The sequence below is a fragment of the Streptomyces sp. BR1 genome (assembly GCF_052373795.1).
In the GTDB taxonomy this organism is placed as follows: domain Bacteria; phylum Actinomycetota; class Actinomycetes; order Streptomycetales; family Streptomycetaceae; genus Streptomyces.
The window spans coordinates 2,041,466-2,058,654 of record NZ_CM126252.1; the positions used below are offsets into that span (position 1 = coordinate 2,041,466).

Consider the following 17,189-nt stretch of genomic DNA (forward strand, 5'->3'; position numbering starts at 1 on the left):
CCGGGGCACGACCCGGCGACGCAGCCCTGTGGCCCGGCTCAGCGGTCGGCGACGCGCATCTCGAACCACGTCGTCTTGCCCCGGGGCAGCAGGTCGACACCCCAGCGGTCGGAGAGCTTGTCGACGAGGAAGAGCCCGCGGCCGCTGGTGTCCATCTCATGGACCGGCATCAGACAGGGCAGCCCGCGCGAGGGGTCGCGCACCTCGATCCTGATCCAGCCCCGGCGGCGCAGCATCCGCAGCCCGAAGGCGCGCGCGCCGGTGTGCCGCACGGCGTTGCCGACCAGTTCGGAGACGAGCAGGATCGCCTGCTCGGCGAGCGCCGGGGACAGGCCCCACTGGCGCAGTATCACGCACTGGGTGAGCCGTCTCGCGGTGGCGGCCGACTCGGGGCGGGACGGCAGCCGCACCTCTTCTTCCGTCGGGTTGCCGAACAACTCCAGTGCCTGGAGCGCCCGTTCGTCCTCGACGGCCGGCGTCCACCGAGCCGCGGTCGCGCTGCCGCGCTGCCGCGGTTGTTCCACACCCTCCAGCCCCGCCATGGATCCATCATGGCCGCCCGAAGAGGCCCGCGGGGCCGTTCCCGGGGAAAACGGCCCCCGGAACCAGAGGTTCCGCAGGGCCGGTTCAGCATATGCCGGGGGCGGTCGACTCCGCACAAACCACCCCCGGCCTGCGATGACAGCCCGCGCCTGAATGATCACCAAGCGTTCGGAAGCGGTCGTACTTAAGGTTTCTTTAAGGCCAGGCTAATCCACCCGCAGGGTGGACGGCTGTTGTCCGCAAGGCCGTCCACCGCACGTCCGCACCCGTCAACCAGCCGCCCCTCAGAGGAACTTGGCCTTACCCGGGCCCTCCTCGACGAAGCTGCGCATCCCGCGCTCGCGGTCCTCGGTCGCGAACAGGCCCGCGAACCAGTTCCGTTCGATGGCGAGCCCGGTCTCGATGTCCGTCTCCAGACCCGCGTCCACACACTCCTTGGCCGCGCGCAGCGCGAGCGCCGGACCCTGGGCGAGCTTCGCCGCCCACGCGTGCGCCTCCTCGTACACCTTCTCCGCCGCCACCACACGGTCGACGAGACCGAGCGCGAGCGCCTCGTCCGCCTTGACCATCCGGCCGGTGAAGATGAGGTCCTTGGCCTTGGACGGGCCGATCAGGCGCGCGAGGCGCTGGGTGCCGCCCGCGCCCGGGATCAGGCCGAGCAGGATCTCCGGCTGGCCGAGCTTGGCGTTGTCGGCGGCGATACGGAAGTCGGCGCAGAGCGCGAGCTCGCAGCCGCCGCCCAGCGCGTAGCCGGTGACCGCCGCGACGACGGGCTTGGGGATACGGGCGACGGCGGTGAAGGATTCCTGCAGGGCGCGGGACCGCAGGACCATCGCCGTGTGGTCCACCGCCTGCATCTCCTTGATGTCCGCGCCGGCCGCGAACACCTTCTCCCCTCCGTAGAGGACGACCGCGCGCACGTCCTCGCGCCGGGTCGCCTCCTCGGCGAGCTCGCGCAGCCGGTCCTGGGTCGCGATGTCCAGGGCGTTCATCGGGGGGCGGTCCAGGCGGATGGTGCCGACGCCTTCGGAGACTTCGAGGGTCACAGTCATGGCAGCAGGTTAATCGGCGTTAACGACGACGGACCCGGTGCTGTGCGTCACAGCGACCGGGTCCGTCCCGTCAGGGCGTGTCCTGTACGGCTACTTCTTCATCCAGTCCGCCCAGGACAGGTTCCAGCCGTTGAGGCCGTTGTCCGGCTGGATCTCCTTGTCCTTGGAGTTCTTGACGATGACCACGTCGCCGATCAGCGAGTGGTTGTAGAACCAGGCGGCCGGGGTCGAGGGGTTGCCCGCGCCGCGGTCGTCCTCCAGGCCGACGCAGCCGTGGCTGGTGTTGGTCGAGCCGAACACCGACGGGTCGCCCCAGTAGTTGCCGTGGATGAAGGTGCCCGAGCTGGACAGACGCATCGCGTGCGGCACGTCCTTGATGTCGTACTCGCCGCCGAAGCCCACGGTGGCGCCGTTCATCCGCGTGATCTCGTACTTCTCGCTGATGACCATCTGGCCGTTGTACGTGGTCGTCGAGGGCGCGCCCGCGCTGATCGGGATGGTCTTGAGGACCTTGCCGTCGTTCACGATCGTCATCGTGTGGGCCTTGGCGTCGACCGTGGAGACCTGCGAGCGGCCGACGGTGAACTTCACCGTACGGGTCTGCTTGCCGTAGACGCCGGGCCGGCCCTCGACGCCGTCGAGGTTGAACTTGACGGTCACCTTGGTGCCCGCCGCCCAGTACTTCTCGGGGCGGAAGTCCAGGCGGTCGTTGCCGAACCAGTGGCCCTCGACCGGGACGGCCGGGTCGGCCGTGACCTTGATGGCCTTCTGGACGGCGTCCGGGTTGGTGATGCCCCGGCTGAAGTTGATGGAGACCGGCATCCCGACGCCGACGGTGTCGCCGTCCTCCGGGGTGTACTGACCGACGAAGGTGTCCTTCGGGACCAGCGTGGTGAAGGTGGTGTCCTTGGCCGATTCACGGCCCTTGTCGTCCTTGGCGACCGCGTGGACCTTGTACTTGGTGGCCGCGGCGAGGTTCAGGTCCGGGGTCCAGGAGCTGCCGTCGGCGGATATCTTTCCGGCCACCGCGTTGCCCTTGGTGTCGGCGACCGCGACGGCGGAGAGCTTGCCCTGGGCCGCGGATATCTTCAGCGCCCCGCTGGTCTCCACGTCGCCCGCGCCGTCCTTGGGCGCGATCGTCACGACGGCGGCCGAGGCCTTGGTGTCCTCGGCCGCCTTGCCGGCGCCGCCCTTGCCCTTGCCGTCGCCGCTGCCCGAGTCGTCGCCGCCACCGCACGCGGTGACCAGCAGAAGCAGCGCCCCCAGCAGCAGAGCCAGCAGGCCCGGCGTACCCCGCCGACGTCCCGCCGCTCTGTGTGGAGCCCCCGAAATTGGCTGCCCGTTCACGACAGTTCTCTCCCCTCGCGCGGCCTGCTTCACGCCACGGCCCGCACTGACAATCACCCCCGCGCGCGTCCTCGCGCGCGCACGGTTGCCTAGGTAATCACACCGGACGCGCGCTCAAGGCCTCGCGAATGTCACTGTTCAGTCCCAATGGTCCTGTGCGTTCGCTGTGGCGACATCTGGACGTCATCGGAACCTGTACCGGGCCGTACGCCGGCCGAGGGGCGGTCAGAGGGCCGAGCCCGCCCTCCACTTCGCCCAGTCCAGGTTCCAGCCACCGAGCCCGTTGTCGGCGGCGACCGTCCGGTCGCGGGAGTTGACGACCTCCACCACGTCCCCGACGAGCGTGCGGTCGAAGAACCAGCCGGCCGGGGTGTCCGGGCTGCCGCCCTTCACATCGCGCAGCCCGACGCAGCCGTGGCTGGTGTTGGAGCTGCCGAACGTGCCGGAGGTGGCCCAGTAGTTGCCGTGCAGGAAGGTGCCGGAGGCGGTGAGGCGGATGGCGTGCGGGACGTCCGGAATGTCGTACTCGCCGCCGAATCCGACGGTCCGGCTGTTCATCCGGGTCACGTCGAACATCTCCATCGCGACCATCTTGCCGTTGTACGTGGTGTTCTTGGGCGAACCGGCCGAGATCGGGATCGTACTGACCAGCTCGCCGCCCCGGCGTACCTCCATCGTGTGCGCCTCGGCGTCCACCAGGGACTCCTGGGCGCGGCCGATGGTGAAGCCGACCTTCTTCTCCTGGATGCCGTAGACCCCGGGCGCGCCCGGCACATCGCGCAGCTTCATGTCGACGGTGACCTTGGTGCCGGGCTTCCAGTACTCCTTGGGGCGGAAGTCCAGGCGCTCCTTGCCGAACCAGTGGCCGACCACCGCGACCGGCGGCTTCGAGGTGACCTTGATGGCGCGCTCGACGGCCGCCCGGTTCACGATCGCCTGGTTGAAGCTGAACGAGACGATCATGCCGACGCCGACGGTCGAGCGGTTCTCGGGCTTGAAGTAGCCGATGAACCGGTGCTCGGGCACCAGCGTGGTGAAGCTGGTGTGCCGGGCCTGGCGGTGGCCCTGGCCGTCCAGCGCCACCGCGTCCACCGTGTATTTGGCGGCCAGTTCGAGCCGACCCGCCGCGTCCTGGCTCGGCGACCAGGAGAGCCCGTCGTCGGAGATCGTGCCCGGCACCTCCTCGGGCTGGGCGTCCTCGGCCTTCATCACCCTGACCCGCTCCAGGCGCCCGCCCGGCACCCGCACCTCGATCCTCCCGTCCGCCTTGACGCCCTTGGCCCCGTCGTCGGGGGTCACCACGATCGCTTGCCGGGGCGAGGCCGCCTTGCCCGCGACCACGTCGCCGACCTTGCCGACGTCGCCGATGTCGAGGCGGTCGCCGCTGCACCCGCTCAGCCCGGCCACCAGTACGGCCGCCAGCACCACCCATGTAGGAGCGCCCGCGCCGGTCGCTCCTGCCCGCTTCAGTACGAATCTCACGCCCGCTCAACGACCGCGCCCCGCCCAGGGAAACGTGAGTACGAGCCGGGTAACGGGAAGAAAACGTGCAAGGACACGCGTGGGGAGCACGGCCGGGACGCCGCGCTCCGTCCAGGCGCCGAGCCGCGGGAGGCCGAGGGGTGTCGAGCGCAGCCGAGCAGGAGGCAGAGCGGGGCGTGGAGCGGCCGGTTCCGGAGGAGGAACGGCGCCGCGGGCTCAACGGGCACCGAGGTCACCGGGGGGAGCCGGGGGCGCTGCGGCCGCCGGTCTGGCCGGGCGCGCCGACCCCGCTGGGGGCCCGGTTCCGGGTCGGTCCCGACGGGGTGGCGGGCACCAACTTCGCACTGTGGGCGGGCGGAGCGGAGTCGGTCGAGCTGTGTCTGTTCGACGCGGCGGGCGCCGAGCGGCGCCTCGCGCTGGCCGAGCTCACCCATGAGATCTGGCACGGCTTCGTGCCCGGCATCCGGCCGGGGCAGCGGTACGGCTACCGGGTGCACGGCCGCTGGGACCCGTGGACCGGCGCGCGCTGGAACCCGGCGAAACTGCTCCTCGACCCGTACGCGCGCGCGGTGGACGGCGACTTCGCCCTGCCGCCGCAGGTGTACGGGCATGTCCGCGACTGGACGCAGCAGCATGTGGCCGACACCGTACGCGACGACCGCGACTCGGCCCCGTACGTCCCCAAGGGCGTCGTCGTCCACGATGACGACGACTGGGCCGACGACCGCCGCCCCAAGACGCCGTGGGCGGACTCGGTCATCTACGAGCTGCATGTACGCGGCTTCACCAAGCGGCACCCGGACATCCCCGAGGAGCTGCGCGGCACCTACGCGGGCCTGGCGCACCCGGCCGCGCTCGACCATCTCGTACGGCTGGGGGTGACGGCCGTAGAGCTGCTGCCGGTGCACCAGTTCGCCCACGAGGACCATCTGCTCAAGCGGGGGCTGCGCAACTACTGGGGCTACAACTCGATCGGCTACTTCGCGCCGCACGCCGCGTACTCCGCGTCCGGGACCGCCGGGCAGCAGGTCGGCGAGTTCAAGCGGATGGTGCGGGCGCTGCACGCGGCGGGCATCGAGGTCATCCTCGACGTGGTCTACAACCACACGGCGGAGGCGGGCGAGCTGGGCCCGACCCTGTCGCTGCGCGGCATCGACAACCGCGGCTACTACCGCCTCCAGTCGGACGGACGCCGGTACGCCGACTACACGGGCTGCGGCAACACCCTGCACGTGGTGCAGCCGCAGGTGCTGCGGCTGATCACCGACTCGCTGCGGTACTGGGTCACCGAGATGGGCGTGGACGGCTTCCGCTTCGACCTGGCGGCGGCGCTGGCCCGCTCGATGCACGACGTGGACATGCTCTCCCCGTTCCTGGCCGTCATCGCCCAGGACCCGGTCCTGCGTCGGGTCAAGCTGATCGCGGAGCCGTGGGACGTGGGCCGGGGCGGCTACCAGGTCGGCTCCTTCCCGCCGCTGTGGACCGAGTGGAACGACCGCTACCGGGACGCGGTACGGGATTTCTGGCGCGGCGCGCTGCCGGACGTGCGTGACCTGGGCTACCGCCTGTCGGGGTCGAGCGACCTGTACGCGTGGGGCGGCCGCCGCCCGTACGCCTCGATCAACTTCATCACGGCGCACGACGGCTTCACGCTGCGCGACCTGGTGTCGTACGAGCGCAAGCACAACGAGGCGAACGGCGAGGGCAACCGGGACGGCACGGACGACAACCGGTCCTGGAACTGCGGGGTCGAGGGCGAGACGGACGACCCCCGGGTCAACGCCCTGCGCCGCCGCCAGCTGCGCAACCTACTGACGACCCTGCTCGTCTCGACCGGGGTGCCGATGCTGGTCGCCGGGGACGAGATGGGGCGTACGCAAGGGGGCAACAACAACGCGTACTGCCAGGACGGCGAGGTGGGATGGGTCGACTGGACCCTCCTGGACACGCCCGGCCCGCGCGGGCTGCTCGATCTGGCGCGGCGCCTGGTCGAGCTGCGCCACCGCCACCCGGTGCTGCGCCGCCGCGCGTTCTTCTCCGGCCGGGCCCAAGGGGCGGACGGGCTGCGGGACTTGGCGTGGTTCACCGTGCGGGGCGAGGAGATGACCGAGCGGGACTGGTACGGGCAGACCGCGACCCTCGGCCTCTATCTCTCCGGCCGCGACATCCCGGGCCGGGACGCGCGGGGCGCGCCGATCACGGACGACAGCTTCCTGATCGTGCTGCACGCGGGCCCGCGCCCGGCCCGCTTCACGGTCCCGGGGGCGCCGTGGGCCGAGGCGTACGAGGTGCTGGTGGACACGGCGCTGGAGCCGCAGTCCGACGCGCCCGCGCGGACGCATCGGGGCGGGGAGGGGGTGACGGTGGGGGCGCGGTCGGTGCTGGTGCTGCGGGTGACGGCGTAACAGCTCCGAAAAGGTGTCAGCCGAGGATCTTGCGGTCGTAGCCGACCGCGACCGCCGCCGCGCGGTCCTTGACGTCCAACTTGGCGTAGATATGCGTCAGATGCGTCTTCACCGTCGCCTCGCTGATGAACAGCACCCGCGCGATCTCACGGTTCGACGTGCCCTTCGCCACCAGCACGAGCACCTCTCGCTCGCGGGCCGACAGCGACTCGTCGGGCCGGGCCGGGGTACGGACGCGCGAGACCAGCCGGGAGGCGACCGCCGGGGAGAGCACCGTGCGGCCCTCGGCGGCGGCGCGTACCGCCGTGAAGAGTTCGTCGCGCGGCGCGTCCTTGAGCAGATAGCCCGTCGCGCCCGCCTCGATGGCGGGGAGCGTGTCCGAGTCCGTGTCGTACGTGGTGAGGACCAGCACCTTCGCACGCAGGCCGCGCCGGGTGAGCTCGGCGATCGCCGCCACTCCCCCGCCGCCCGGCATCCGCAGGTCCATCAGGACCACGTCCGGGTCGAGGCGGGCGGCGAGTTCGACCCCCTCGACGCCGTCGGACGCCTCGCCGAGGACCTCGAAGCCGTCGGCGGAGGCGAACATGCCGCGCAGACCGTCCCGTACCACGGGATGGTCGTCGCAGATCAGGAGCGTGATGAGGGAGGTTTCGTCAGCCATGGCGGACCAACGGTACGCGGGCCGAGACCGCCGTGCCATGACCGGGCTCGGCCTCGACGGTCACCGAGCCCGCGATCCGCTCGGCGCGGGCCCGCATCCCGTCCAGACCGAAGCCGCCGGTGCCCGAGCGCGGCGCCACGTTCAGCGGGTCGAACCCCCGCCCGTCGTCGCGGACATCGAGGGAGACCTCGTCGCCCATGTACGAGAGGGTCACCCCGACCCGTCCCGCGCCCGAGTGCCGTCCCGCGTTCGCCAGTGCCTCCTGGGCGATCCTGAGCAGCGTCGCCTCGATCTCGTCGTGCAGCGGCTCGACGGTGCCGGTGACGGTGAACTCGGCCCGTACGCCCTGCTGCGCACCCCACTCCGCGACCGTCTTCTTCAGCGCCTCGGGCAGCGCGTCGTGCTCCAGGGCCGCCGGGCCCAGGTTCTGCACCGAGCGGCGGGCCTCGCCGAGGCTGGCCCGGGCGAGCGACTGGGCACTGGCGAGGTGCGTGCGTACGACGTTCGGGTCCTGACTGTTCGTCACCACCTGGAGCTGGGTGATGATGCCCGCCAGGCCCTGCGCGATCGTGTCGTGGATCTCGGCGGCGAGCCGTCGCCGCTCGTCGGCGACGCCCGCCTCCCGTGCCTGGACGAGGAGTTGGGCGTGCAGCGCCGCGTTCTCGTCGAGCGCCTGCTGCAACGCCGCGTTGGTGCGTTCGAGTTCGGCGATGGTGGCGGCGCGGTCCCTGGAGCGCTGCTCCTCCTGGAAGGCGAAGTGGGTACCGATGAACAGCAGCGCGTTGTTGGCGACCAGGAGTCCGGCGAACACCGCCCACTGGGTCGTGCCGCGGATCGGCATGCCGCCGGACTGCGAGCCCGCCACCATGATGGAGGTGGCGAACAGGCCGAGCCGCTGCCGGCGCGTTCCGGGGATCACCTCGTCCGTGTCGAAGTAGCCGGTGACCGCGTAGAACGCGAAGAACGGGTTCAGCCAGGTGAGGGCGAAGGCGATCGCCCAGCGCAGGGCGTAGTAGACGGTCCCTCGGCGGGACGGGGTACGGCGGCCCCGGCGGGGCCCGTGCCACACCTGGAGCGACACCGCGGCGACGATCAGCCCTCCGGCCTCGCACCACGGGGCAAGGCCCCCCGTCAGGTCGCTGGTCGTGACCGCGAGGAGGGTGCCCACGGCGAGCAGCCCGTAGGGACCCCAGGTGTGGAACTGGTCCTGCCATCGTTCGATCTGCCGGTCTGCCGCGTTCATGTCACCAGTCTGCACAGTCCCTCGCCTACTCCCAGCGGAACCAGCGGGTCGCCGCACCCGACAGCACCGCCGTCCACAGCGCGAGCACGCCGAGGTACTTCCAATCGGGCCAGTCCCCGGCCCCCGCCTCGGTGAGCGCCTGGGCGGCGGCTCCGAACGGCAGGGACTCGACGATCCGGGCCAGCACGTCCGGCATCGAGCGGACCGGCAGCCACAGTCCGGCGCTGAACATCATCGGGAAGAACATCGCGGCACCGGCCGAGTTGGCGACCTTCGCGGTACGGCAGAGCGCGGAGACCAGGGCACCGAGCGAGAGAGCCGCGACGATGGAGAGGGCCAACGCCAGGACGTATCCGCCCGGTTGACCGGGCAGCGGCACGTCGAAGGCGAGGCGGCCGACGGTGAGCGAGAGCAGCGCCGAGACCAGCGCGGCGCCGCCGTGCAGCCCCATCTGCGTGGAGAGCAGCGCGCCGGGCCGCACCGGTGTGGTCGACATCCGGCGCAGGATGCCGCGCTCGCGGTACCCCGTGAGCACCGGCGGCATCGCCTGGAGCCCGGCCATCACCATCGCGAGCAGCACGCTCACCGGGACATACAAGTCGACCGGCCGCAAGTGCCCGAGCGAGGCGTCCGGCTCGCGGAAGTACGGGATGGAGCCGAGCACGGTGAGGAGCAGGGTCGGGAACACCATGATCCAGAAGAGGGCGCCGGGTTCGCGGCGGAAGAGCCGCAGTTCGGAGCGGAGTACGGCACGGGCGGCGGAAGGAGTGCCTACGGGAGCGGTGATGGTCGACATGGCTCAACGGGCCTTTCCGTGCGGGGTGTTCTCCGTGAGGTCCAGGAACGCGTCGTCCAGCGTGGCCTCGGTGACGCGGAGCTGGTGGGCGGTGATGTGGAGGCGGGCGAGCAGCGTGAGGACGGCGTTGACCGTGTCGTCGCCGCCGTGCACGGTCCAGCGGCCGCCGCTCTGGTCGACAGAGGAGACTCCGGGCAGCCCGCGCAGCTGGTCCGCGTCGAGCGGGGCGGACGGGATGAAGGAGACGACCGTCGAGCCGGGCGCGCGGCCGATGAGACCGGACGGGGTGTCCAGGGCGACGACCCGCCCCTTGTCGATGACCGCGATCCGGTCGCAGAGGCGCTCGGCCTCCTCCATGAAGTGGGTGACGAGCAGGACCGTGACGCCGCCGCGCCGCACGTCCTCGATGAGCTCCCAGGTGTCACGCCGGGCGCGCGGGTCCAGGCCCGTGGTCAGCTCGTCGAGGACCACCACCTTGGGGTTGCCGATGAGCGCGAGCGCGATGGACAGGCGCTGCTTCTGGCCACCGGAGAGCTTGCCGAAGCGGGAGTTCAAGTGCCGGGTGAGGCCGAGGCGTTCGGCGAGCGGGCGCCAGTCGGCCGGGGCCGGGTAGAACGCCGCGTACAGTTCGAGCGCCTCGCGGACGGTGAGCTTGGGCTGGAGCTCGCTCTCCTGGAGCTGGGCGCCGAGGACACGGGCGACCTCGGCGTGGTCGGCGACCGGGTCGAATCCGGCGACGCGGACCGTACCGGCGTCCGGGACCCGCAGTCCCTCGACGCACTCGACGGTGGTGGTCTTGCCGGCGCCGTTGGGGCCGAGGACGCCGAAGATCTCGCCTTCCTCGACCGCGAGGCTCACCCCGTCGGCGGCCTTGGTGCGGCCGTACGCCTTGTGGAGTGCAGTGACTTCGATGATGGGCATGCGTCGAGAATCGCCGGGGGCGGGGTGCCCCCACATCGCCCAACGCGCTCGACCGCGCATCAACCGATCGGTTGATGGCGCCTACGACCTTGGTCCTCCGCCGAAAAGCCGGTGGGAGTTGTCAGTGCCGAAGTTTAGGCTCGGTGATTGATGCCCGATATACATGCACCCACCAAGAACCAGTCGTCCGTACGTACGCTGCTGAGGCTCTGGCCGTATGTACGCCCGATCCGAACTCGGCTGTTCACCGCGGCAATTGTCGCGATCGTCGCCTCCTGCCTCGGCCTGGTGATCCCGCTCGTACTGAAGTGGATCGTCGACGGGCCGGTGAGCGACAGCGACCCCGGCGGAGTGTGGCTGGGCGCGTTCGTCCTGCTGCTGCTCGGGCTCGCGGAGGCGCTGCTCTTCGGGCTGCGGCGGTGGCTGGTGGCGCGGCCGCTCGCGGGGGTCGAGGCCGCGATGCGGGCGGATCTGTACCGGCATGTGCAGCGGCTGCCGGTGGCGTTCCACGACCGGTGGGCGTCGGGCCAGCTGCTGTCGCGCGGCACGACGGATCTGAGCCTGGTCCGGATGTTCCTGGCGTTCCCGCTGACGTTCCTGCTGGTCAACAGCGTGACGATCCTGGCCGGGTTTGTGATCCTGCTGTCGCAGCAGTGGGCGCTCGGGCTTGTCCTGATCGTTCCGGTGCTGCCGCTGATGATCCTGTGCTCGCTCTTCGAGACGCGGTACTCGCTGGCGGCACGCAAGGCGCAGGACCAGGTGGGCGATCTGACGACGGTGGTCGAGGAGAGCGTGCTCGGCATCCGCATCATCAAGGGCTTCGGCCGCCACCGCAGCCAGTCCCGCGCCTTCGCCGAGCACGCGCGCGGGCTGCGCGGCACGGAGCTGCACAAGGCCCGGCTGCTCGCGGCCCTGTGGGGCCTGATCACCACGATCCCCGAACTCGCCATCGGGGCCGCGCTGGTGCTCGGCACGGTACGGGTCGCGGACGGCGATCTGTCGGCGGGGACGCTGGTGGCGTTCCTGTCCACCGCGCTCGCCCTGCGCTGGCCGGTCGACTCCATCGGGTTCCTGCTCGCGATGAGCCAGGAGGCGGCGACGGCTACGGAACGGTTCTTCGAGGCGATGGACGAGCGGGAGGAAGAGGAGGCGGGAGCCGGTTCCCTTGTTCCCGCACCCCGCCGAGGTGGCGCGCCGGTCGCCGGGGACGGGCTGCGCTTCGAAGGCGTCAGCTTCCGGTACCCGGACGCACCCGACGACACCGCCCCCGTACTCGACCTCGTCGATCTGCACATCCGCTCCGGCGAGACCATGGCCATCGTCGGCGGGACCGGGTCCGGCAAGACGACCCTGACCGCCCTCGTGCCGAGGCTGTACGACGCGACCGGCGGGCGCATCACGCTCGACGGCGTCGACATCGCCACGATGCCGCGCGAGCGCGTGCGCGAACTCGTGGCCGTGGCCTTCGAGGAGCCCACGCTCTTCTCGGCCGCGGTCGGCGAGAACGTCCTCATGGGCGGCGGCGGACCGGAGGACCTGGAGCGCGCGCTCGACGTCGCGCAGGCCGCGTTCGTACGAGAGCTCCCGCACGGCGTCGACACCCAGGTCGGCGAGCAGGGGCTGAGCCTGTCCGGCGGCCAGCGCCAACGGCTCGCGCTGGCACGGGCGGTGGTGGGGCGGCCCAGGTTCCTGGTCCTCGACGACCCGCTCTCGGCGCTCGACGTCCACACCGAGGCGCGGGTGGAGGCGGCCCTGCGCGATGTGCTGCGCGACACGACCGCGCTGGTGGTGGCGCACCGCCCGTCGACGGTGATGCTCGCCGACCGCGTCGCGCTGCTCTCCGGCGGCCGCGTCACCGCGGTCGGCACACATCAGGAACTACTGCGCGGCAACGCCGAGTACGCCTGGCTGATGTCGGGCGCGGGCGACGAGGGGGAGAACCGATGACGACGACAGCGGGCGCGGAACGCCAGACGGATCCGGAGGAACCGGCGGGGGCGGGTGCGGCGGGGTCCAGTACGGCGGGGGTCGTTTCGGTGGCGAAGGCTGTCGTGGACGCGCCCGACGCGGGCGCCGCAGCGGACGGCGACGACGCGCCCCACAGATCCGCCGCACCGGTCGCCGACGACGCACCCCGCGACGCCGCGCCCTCGGCGACCGGGGACCCCTTCGACCGGGACGAGTTGCCCGCGCCCGTCGGGGCGACCCGGGGGCTGCTGCGCGATCTGCTGCGGCCGATGCGGGGCCGCGTCGCGGTCACCGTGCTGCTCATCCTGCTCCAACAGGCCGCCGTGCAGGCCGGACCGCTGCTGGTCGCGTACGCGATCGACCGGGGCGTGCCCGCGTTCCGGGCGCACGACCACGGGCCGCTGATCGCCGTCGCCGTCGGCTACCTCGTGTGCGCGCTGGGCTCGGGCCTGCTCCAGTACGCGTTCATCGGCGCGTCCAGCCGGGTCGGCCAGGACGTCCTGCTCGATCTGCGCGGCCGGATCTTCCGCCACGCGCAGGCGCTGAGCGTGGACTTCCACGAGCGCTACACCTCGGGCCGCCTCATCTCCCGCTCCACCTCCGACGTGGAGTCGATCCGCGAACTCCTCAACGAGGGGCTCCAGGAGCTCATCGGCGTCGTGCTCTCGTCCGTCTACATCTGCGCGATGCTGCTCTGGCTGGACTGGGGCATCGGCGCGGTCGCGGTGGCCTCGTACGCGCCGCTGCACCTGCTGATACGGCGCTACCGGCGCCGGGCGTCCGTGGCGTTCGACGCCCGCTCGACGGCGATCGCGGCCGTGATAGTGAAGTTCGCGGAGACGTTGAACGGCATCCGCCCGGTCCAGGCGTTCCGCCGCGAGCGCGCCAACGACGAGGAGTTCCAGCGGCTCAACCGCACCCACGAGCGCGCCAACGGCGACGCGATCCTCGAAATGGCCCAGTACGTGGTCGGCTCCCGGCTCGTGGCCAACACCGCCGTCGCCGCGATGGTGCTGTGGGGCGCGTACCGGGTCGCGGACGGCACGCTCGCACTCGGTGTGCTGGCGGCGGCCGTGCTGTACATGCGGCGGCTGTACGACCCGATCGACCGGCTGGGGATGTTCCTCAACTCGTACGAGTCGGCGGTCTCGTCGCTGAAGAAGATCGCCGGGCTGCTCGCCCAGACCCCGACGGTGCCGGAGCCGGAGCACCCCCGGCCGCTGCCGGAGCGGCGCACCGAACTTCCGGGCCGCGCCATCGAGTTCGAGGGTGTGGGCTTCTCGTACCGTACGGGCGGCGAGGTGCTGCCCCGCTTCGACCTGACGATCCCGGCGGGGCAGACGGTCGCGGTGGTCGGTTCGACGGGCGCGGGCAAGTCGACGCTGGCGAAGCTGCTGGCGCGGTTCTACGACCCGACGACGGGTCGCGTACTTCTCGACGAGGTCGACCTGCGCGAGCTCGCGGGGGCGGATCTGCGCCGGGGGGTGGTCATGGTCACCCAGGAGGCGTTCCTGTTCTCCGGCACGGTCGCCGACAACATCGCGATCGGGCGGCCGGACGCGACCCGTGAGGAGGTCGAGCAGGCTGCGAAGGCGATCGGCGCGCACGACTTCATCACGCGGCTGCCGGACGGGTACGACACGGACGTACGCAAGCGGGGCGGCCGCATCTCCGCCGGTCAGCGCCAACTGGTCGCGTTCGCCCGCGCGTTGCTCGCCGATCCGGCGGTGCTGATCCTCGACGAGGCGACGTCGTCGCTCGACATTCCCGGGGAGCGGGCGGTGCAGCGGGCGATGCACACGGTTCTGCACGGCCGCACGGCCGTGGTGATCGCCCACCGTCTGTCGACGGTGGAGATCGCGGACCGGGTGCTGGTGATGGAACACGGCCGCGTGGTCGAGGACGGCGCCCCGTCGGACCTGATCGCCGGCACGGGCCGCTTCGCCGACCTGCACCGGGCGTGGCGGGAGAGCCTGGTGTAACGGGCCTTCTTCCCCCACCCGCCCCTTCCCGAAAGCCCTTGGCGGGCGGCCGGGTTCGTCGGCTGCGGGCCGTCTTGGGCTGGTCGCGCGGTTCCCCGCGCCCCTTGGGCAGTCCGCCGCAGCCGAAGAACTTGGCCCGGCCACAGGCTTTCAGGGGCGCGGGGAACTGCGCGACCAGCCCAGCACGATCCGCAGACAAACGAGGCCTGGGGCGCAGCCCCGAAGCGGGGTCCTGGGGCGCAGCCCCTGGGAGAAATACCTCAGGGCACCGTCCACGTGGCGGACATCCCGCAGGGCAAGTGCGGAGTCGGATTGAGGCCAATGTGGCGGGGGCCCAAACGGACCCCCGCCCACCCCGTTCGCACAGGTCGCGCACGGTCCTTATCCGGACACTCCCGTCGATCCGGTCGTCTCCAAGACCCCGGTTGCGTCCTGGTGTTGACCCATGAAACGTCCGCTTAACGAACGGCGTCTGTCGTACAACGGACGAATTCCAGCCAAGTTCTTGACGCGCTCCTGACAGCGGTTCGCCACGCCTGGCACTCTCTCCCCAATCCCGTACCACCCAGTACCACCCAGCACCACGCACCAACTGCTCCGCATGCCCCGCCCGGACGGCCCACCCAGCCGCCGGTACCCCCCTCGCAGAAGGAGTTCGCGTGAGATCCACGCACCGTCGTCGTGCCACCGCCACCGCCGCCCTGCTCTCCGCAGCCGCCATGCTCTCCGTCGGAGTCCAGGCGGGCAGCGCCAGCGCACGACCCGACGACTCCGCGGCCACCAACGCCCTCAAGGCGCAGATGGTCCGCAACCCGGGCGCCCTGCCCGCCAAGCTCTCCCCCTCGCAGCGCGCGGAGCTCATCCGCCAGGCCGGCGACAAGACGGCGCAGACCGCCAAGCAGCTCGGCCTCGGCACGCAGGAGAAGCTCGTCGTCCGCGATGTGATCAAGGACCAGAACGGCACGACGCACACCCGCTACGAGCGCACCTACGCCGGACTCCCCGTCCTCGGCGGCGACCTGGTCGTCGACGCGTCCTCCGCCGGGCGCACCCAGGGCGTCATCAAGGCGAACCGCGCCGAGCTGAAGAACATCGCCACCACCGCCAAGCAGGGCCCGGCCGCCGCCCAGAAGCAGGCGCTCGCGGCCGCCACCGGCAAGGGCGCCAAGAAGCCCACCGCCGACCGCGCCCCGCGCAAGGTCGTCTGGATGGCCAAGGGCACGCCGACCCTCGCGTACGAGACGGTCGTCGGCGGTGTGCAGGACGACGGCACGCCGAACCAGCTGCACGTCATCACGGACGCGGCGACCGGCGCCAAGCTCTACCAGTGGCAGGGCATCGAGACCGGCATCGGCAACACCCACTACAGCGGCCAGGTCACCCTGGGCACCTCGCAGTCCGGGTCCAGCTACACGCTGAACGACGCGGGCCGCGGCGGCCACAAGACGTACAACCTCAACCACGGCTCGTCCGGCACCGGTTCGCTGTTCACGCAGAACAACGACACCTGGGGCGACGGCACCAACTCCAACGCCGCCACCGCCGGCGCCGACGCCGCCTACGGCGCCGGGGTCACCTGGGACTTCTACAAGAACGTCTTCGGCCGCAGCGGCATCCGCGGCGACGGCGTCGCCGCCTACTCGCGCGTCCACTACGGCAACGCGTACGTCAACGCGTTCTGGGACGACAGCTGCTTCTGCATGACGTACGGCGACGGCACGGGCGACAACGACCCGCTGACCTCGCTGGACGTGGCCGGCCACGAGATGACGCACGGCGTCACCGCCGCCACCGCGGGCCTCAACTACGCGGACGAGTCCGGCGGTCTGAACGAGGCGACCTCCGACATCATGGGCACGTCGGTGGAGTTCTACGCCAACAACCCCAGCGCGCCGGGCAACTACCTCATCGGCGAGCAGATCAACATCAACGGCGACGGCACCCCGCTGCGCTACATGGACAAGCCGAGCAAGGACGGCGGCTCCGCGGACAGCTGGTACTCCGGCGTCGGCAACCTGGACGTCCACTACTCCTCGGGCCCGGCGAACCACTGGTTCTACCTGGCCTCCGAGGGCAGCGGCGCCAAGACCATCAACGGGTTCAACTACGACTCGCCGACCTCCGACGGTCTGCCGGTCACCGGCATCGGCCGCGAGAAGGCCCAGCTGATCTGGTACAAGGCGCTCACCACCAAGTTCAACTCCTCCACCGACTACGCGGGCGCGCGTGACGGCACGATCGCCGCGGCGACCGAGCTGTACGGTGCGGGCAGCGCCGAGGTCAACAACATCACCGACGCGTGGGCGGCCATCAACGTCGGCGCCCGCCACGACGGCGGCCAGCCGCCGAGCGGCGGCAACGTCTTCGACAACAGCACCAAGGTCAACATCCCGGACTACCCGGGTGCGGCCGTGACCTCGTCGGTCAACGTCACCGGCATCACGGGCAACGCGCCCAGCGCCCTCAAGGTCGGCGTGAAGATCACCCACACCTACATCGGCGACCTCCAGATCGACCTGGTGGCCCCGAACGGGACGAGCTACCGCCTGAAGAACTCCTCCGGCGACTCCACGCAGAACCTGGACACCACGTACACGGTCAACGCCTCGGCGGTGGCCGCGAACGGGACCTGGAAGCTGAAGGTCCAGGACAAGGCGCGGCAGGACGTCGGTTACATCACCGACTTCAAGCTCACGTTCTGAGCTTCGGAGCTCACCTTTCGGTCAGGCGGCTGATCGGAACGTGAAACAGGTGCCCGGACCCCACAAGGGTCCGGGCACCGCCACGTT

At 71.1% G+C, this 17,189-nt stretch carries 12 protein-coding genes; 4 read left to right on the forward strand and 8 right to left on the reverse strand.

Annotation, left to right across the window (positions count from 1 at the left end; genetic code table 11):
- Positions 1-38 precede the first annotated feature (38 nt).
- The 4 genes from ACT1U9_RS08485 to ACT1U9_RS08500 form a co-directional block, all read right to left on the reverse strand.
- Complete coding sequence (locus tag ACT1U9_RS08485; RefSeq protein WP_444537742.1) at positions 39-659, reverse strand: ATP-binding protein; 621 nt, start codon at positions 657-659, stop codon at positions 39-41.
- A gap of 168 nt (positions 660-827) precedes the next feature.
- On the reverse strand, positions 828-1,595 hold the full coding sequence (locus ACT1U9_RS08490) for an enoyl-CoA hydratase/isomerase family protein (RefSeq protein ID WP_444537743.1): 768 nt from the start codon (positions 1,593-1,595) through the stop codon (positions 828-830).
- A 90-nt stretch (positions 1,596-1,685) separates the two neighbouring features.
- Positions 1,686-2,942 carry a L,D-transpeptidase gene (locus ACT1U9_RS08495; protein ID WP_444537744.1) on the reverse strand — a complete coding sequence of 419 codons (1,257 nt, stop codon included), beginning with the start codon at positions 2,940-2,942 and terminating at the stop codon, positions 1,686-1,688.
- 225 nt (positions 2,943-3,167) lie between these two features.
- The gene (locus ACT1U9_RS08500; protein WP_444537745.1) at positions 3,168-4,424 is read right to left on the reverse strand and encodes a L,D-transpeptidase; all 1,257 of its coding nucleotides are present in this window, start codon (positions 4,422-4,424) and stop codon (positions 3,168-3,170) included.
- A gap of 140 nt (positions 4,425-4,564) precedes the next feature.
- Here ACT1U9_RS08500 and glgX point away from each other — a divergent pair, with 140 nt between their 5' ends.
- Positions 4,565-6,829: a glycogen debranching protein GlgX gene (glgX, locus tag ACT1U9_RS08505; protein ID WP_444537746.1), complete on the forward strand. Its 2,265-nt coding sequence runs from the start codon at positions 4,565-4,567 to the stop codon at positions 6,827-6,829.
- A gap of 16 nt (positions 6,830-6,845) precedes the next feature.
- Here glgX and ACT1U9_RS08510 read toward each other — a convergent pair whose 3' ends face one another.
- Genes ACT1U9_RS08510 through ACT1U9_RS08525 form a run of 4 tightly spaced genes read right to left on the reverse strand, consistent with a single transcriptional unit; the run spans position 6,846 to position 10,450 of the window.
- Positions 6,846-7,490: a response regulator gene (locus tag ACT1U9_RS08510; protein WP_444537747.1), complete on the reverse strand. Its 645-nt coding sequence runs from the start codon at positions 7,488-7,490 to the stop codon at positions 6,846-6,848.
- Positions 7,483-8,733: a sensor histidine kinase gene (locus ACT1U9_RS08515; protein WP_444537748.1), complete on the reverse strand. Its 1,251-nt coding sequence runs from the start codon at positions 8,731-8,733 to the stop codon at positions 7,483-7,485. Before ACT1U9_RS08515 ends, ACT1U9_RS08510 begins: the two co-directional genes overlap by 8 nt.
- A 25-nt stretch (positions 8,734-8,758) precedes the next feature.
- Entirely contained in the window at positions 8,759-9,529 is a 771-nt protein-coding gene (locus tag ACT1U9_RS08520) for an ABC transporter permease (RefSeq protein WP_444537749.1), read from the reverse strand.
- Between the two features lie 3 nt (positions 9,530-9,532).
- Positions 9,533-10,450, reverse strand: coding sequence for an ABC transporter ATP-binding protein (locus ACT1U9_RS08525; RefSeq protein WP_444537750.1), 918 nt, complete (start codon positions 10,448-10,450; stop codon positions 9,533-9,535).
- A 150-nt stretch (positions 10,451-10,600) separates the two neighbouring features.
- Here ACT1U9_RS08525 and ACT1U9_RS08530 point away from each other — a divergent pair, with 150 nt between their 5' ends.
- The 3 genes from ACT1U9_RS08530 to ACT1U9_RS08540 all read left to right on the forward strand — a co-directional run bounded on the left by ACT1U9_RS08530 (position 10,601) and on the right by ACT1U9_RS08540 (position 17,102).
- The gene (locus ACT1U9_RS08530) at positions 10,601-12,397 is read left to right on the forward strand and encodes an ABC transporter ATP-binding protein (protein WP_444537751.1); all 1,797 of its coding nucleotides are present in this window, start codon (positions 10,601-10,603) and stop codon (positions 12,395-12,397) included.
- Positions 12,394-14,400: an ABC transporter ATP-binding protein gene (locus ACT1U9_RS08535; RefSeq protein WP_444537752.1), complete on the forward strand. Its 2,007-nt coding sequence runs from the start codon at positions 12,394-12,396 to the stop codon at positions 14,398-14,400. The genes ACT1U9_RS08530 and ACT1U9_RS08535 overlap by 4 nt, the downstream gene beginning before the upstream one ends.
- Positions 14,401-15,059: 659 nt before the next feature.
- Complete coding sequence (locus tag ACT1U9_RS08540; RefSeq protein WP_444537753.1) at positions 15,060-17,102, forward strand: M4 family metallopeptidase; 2,043 nt, start codon at positions 15,060-15,062, stop codon at positions 17,100-17,102.
- The last annotated feature ends 87 nt before the right edge of the window (positions 17,103-17,189 follow it).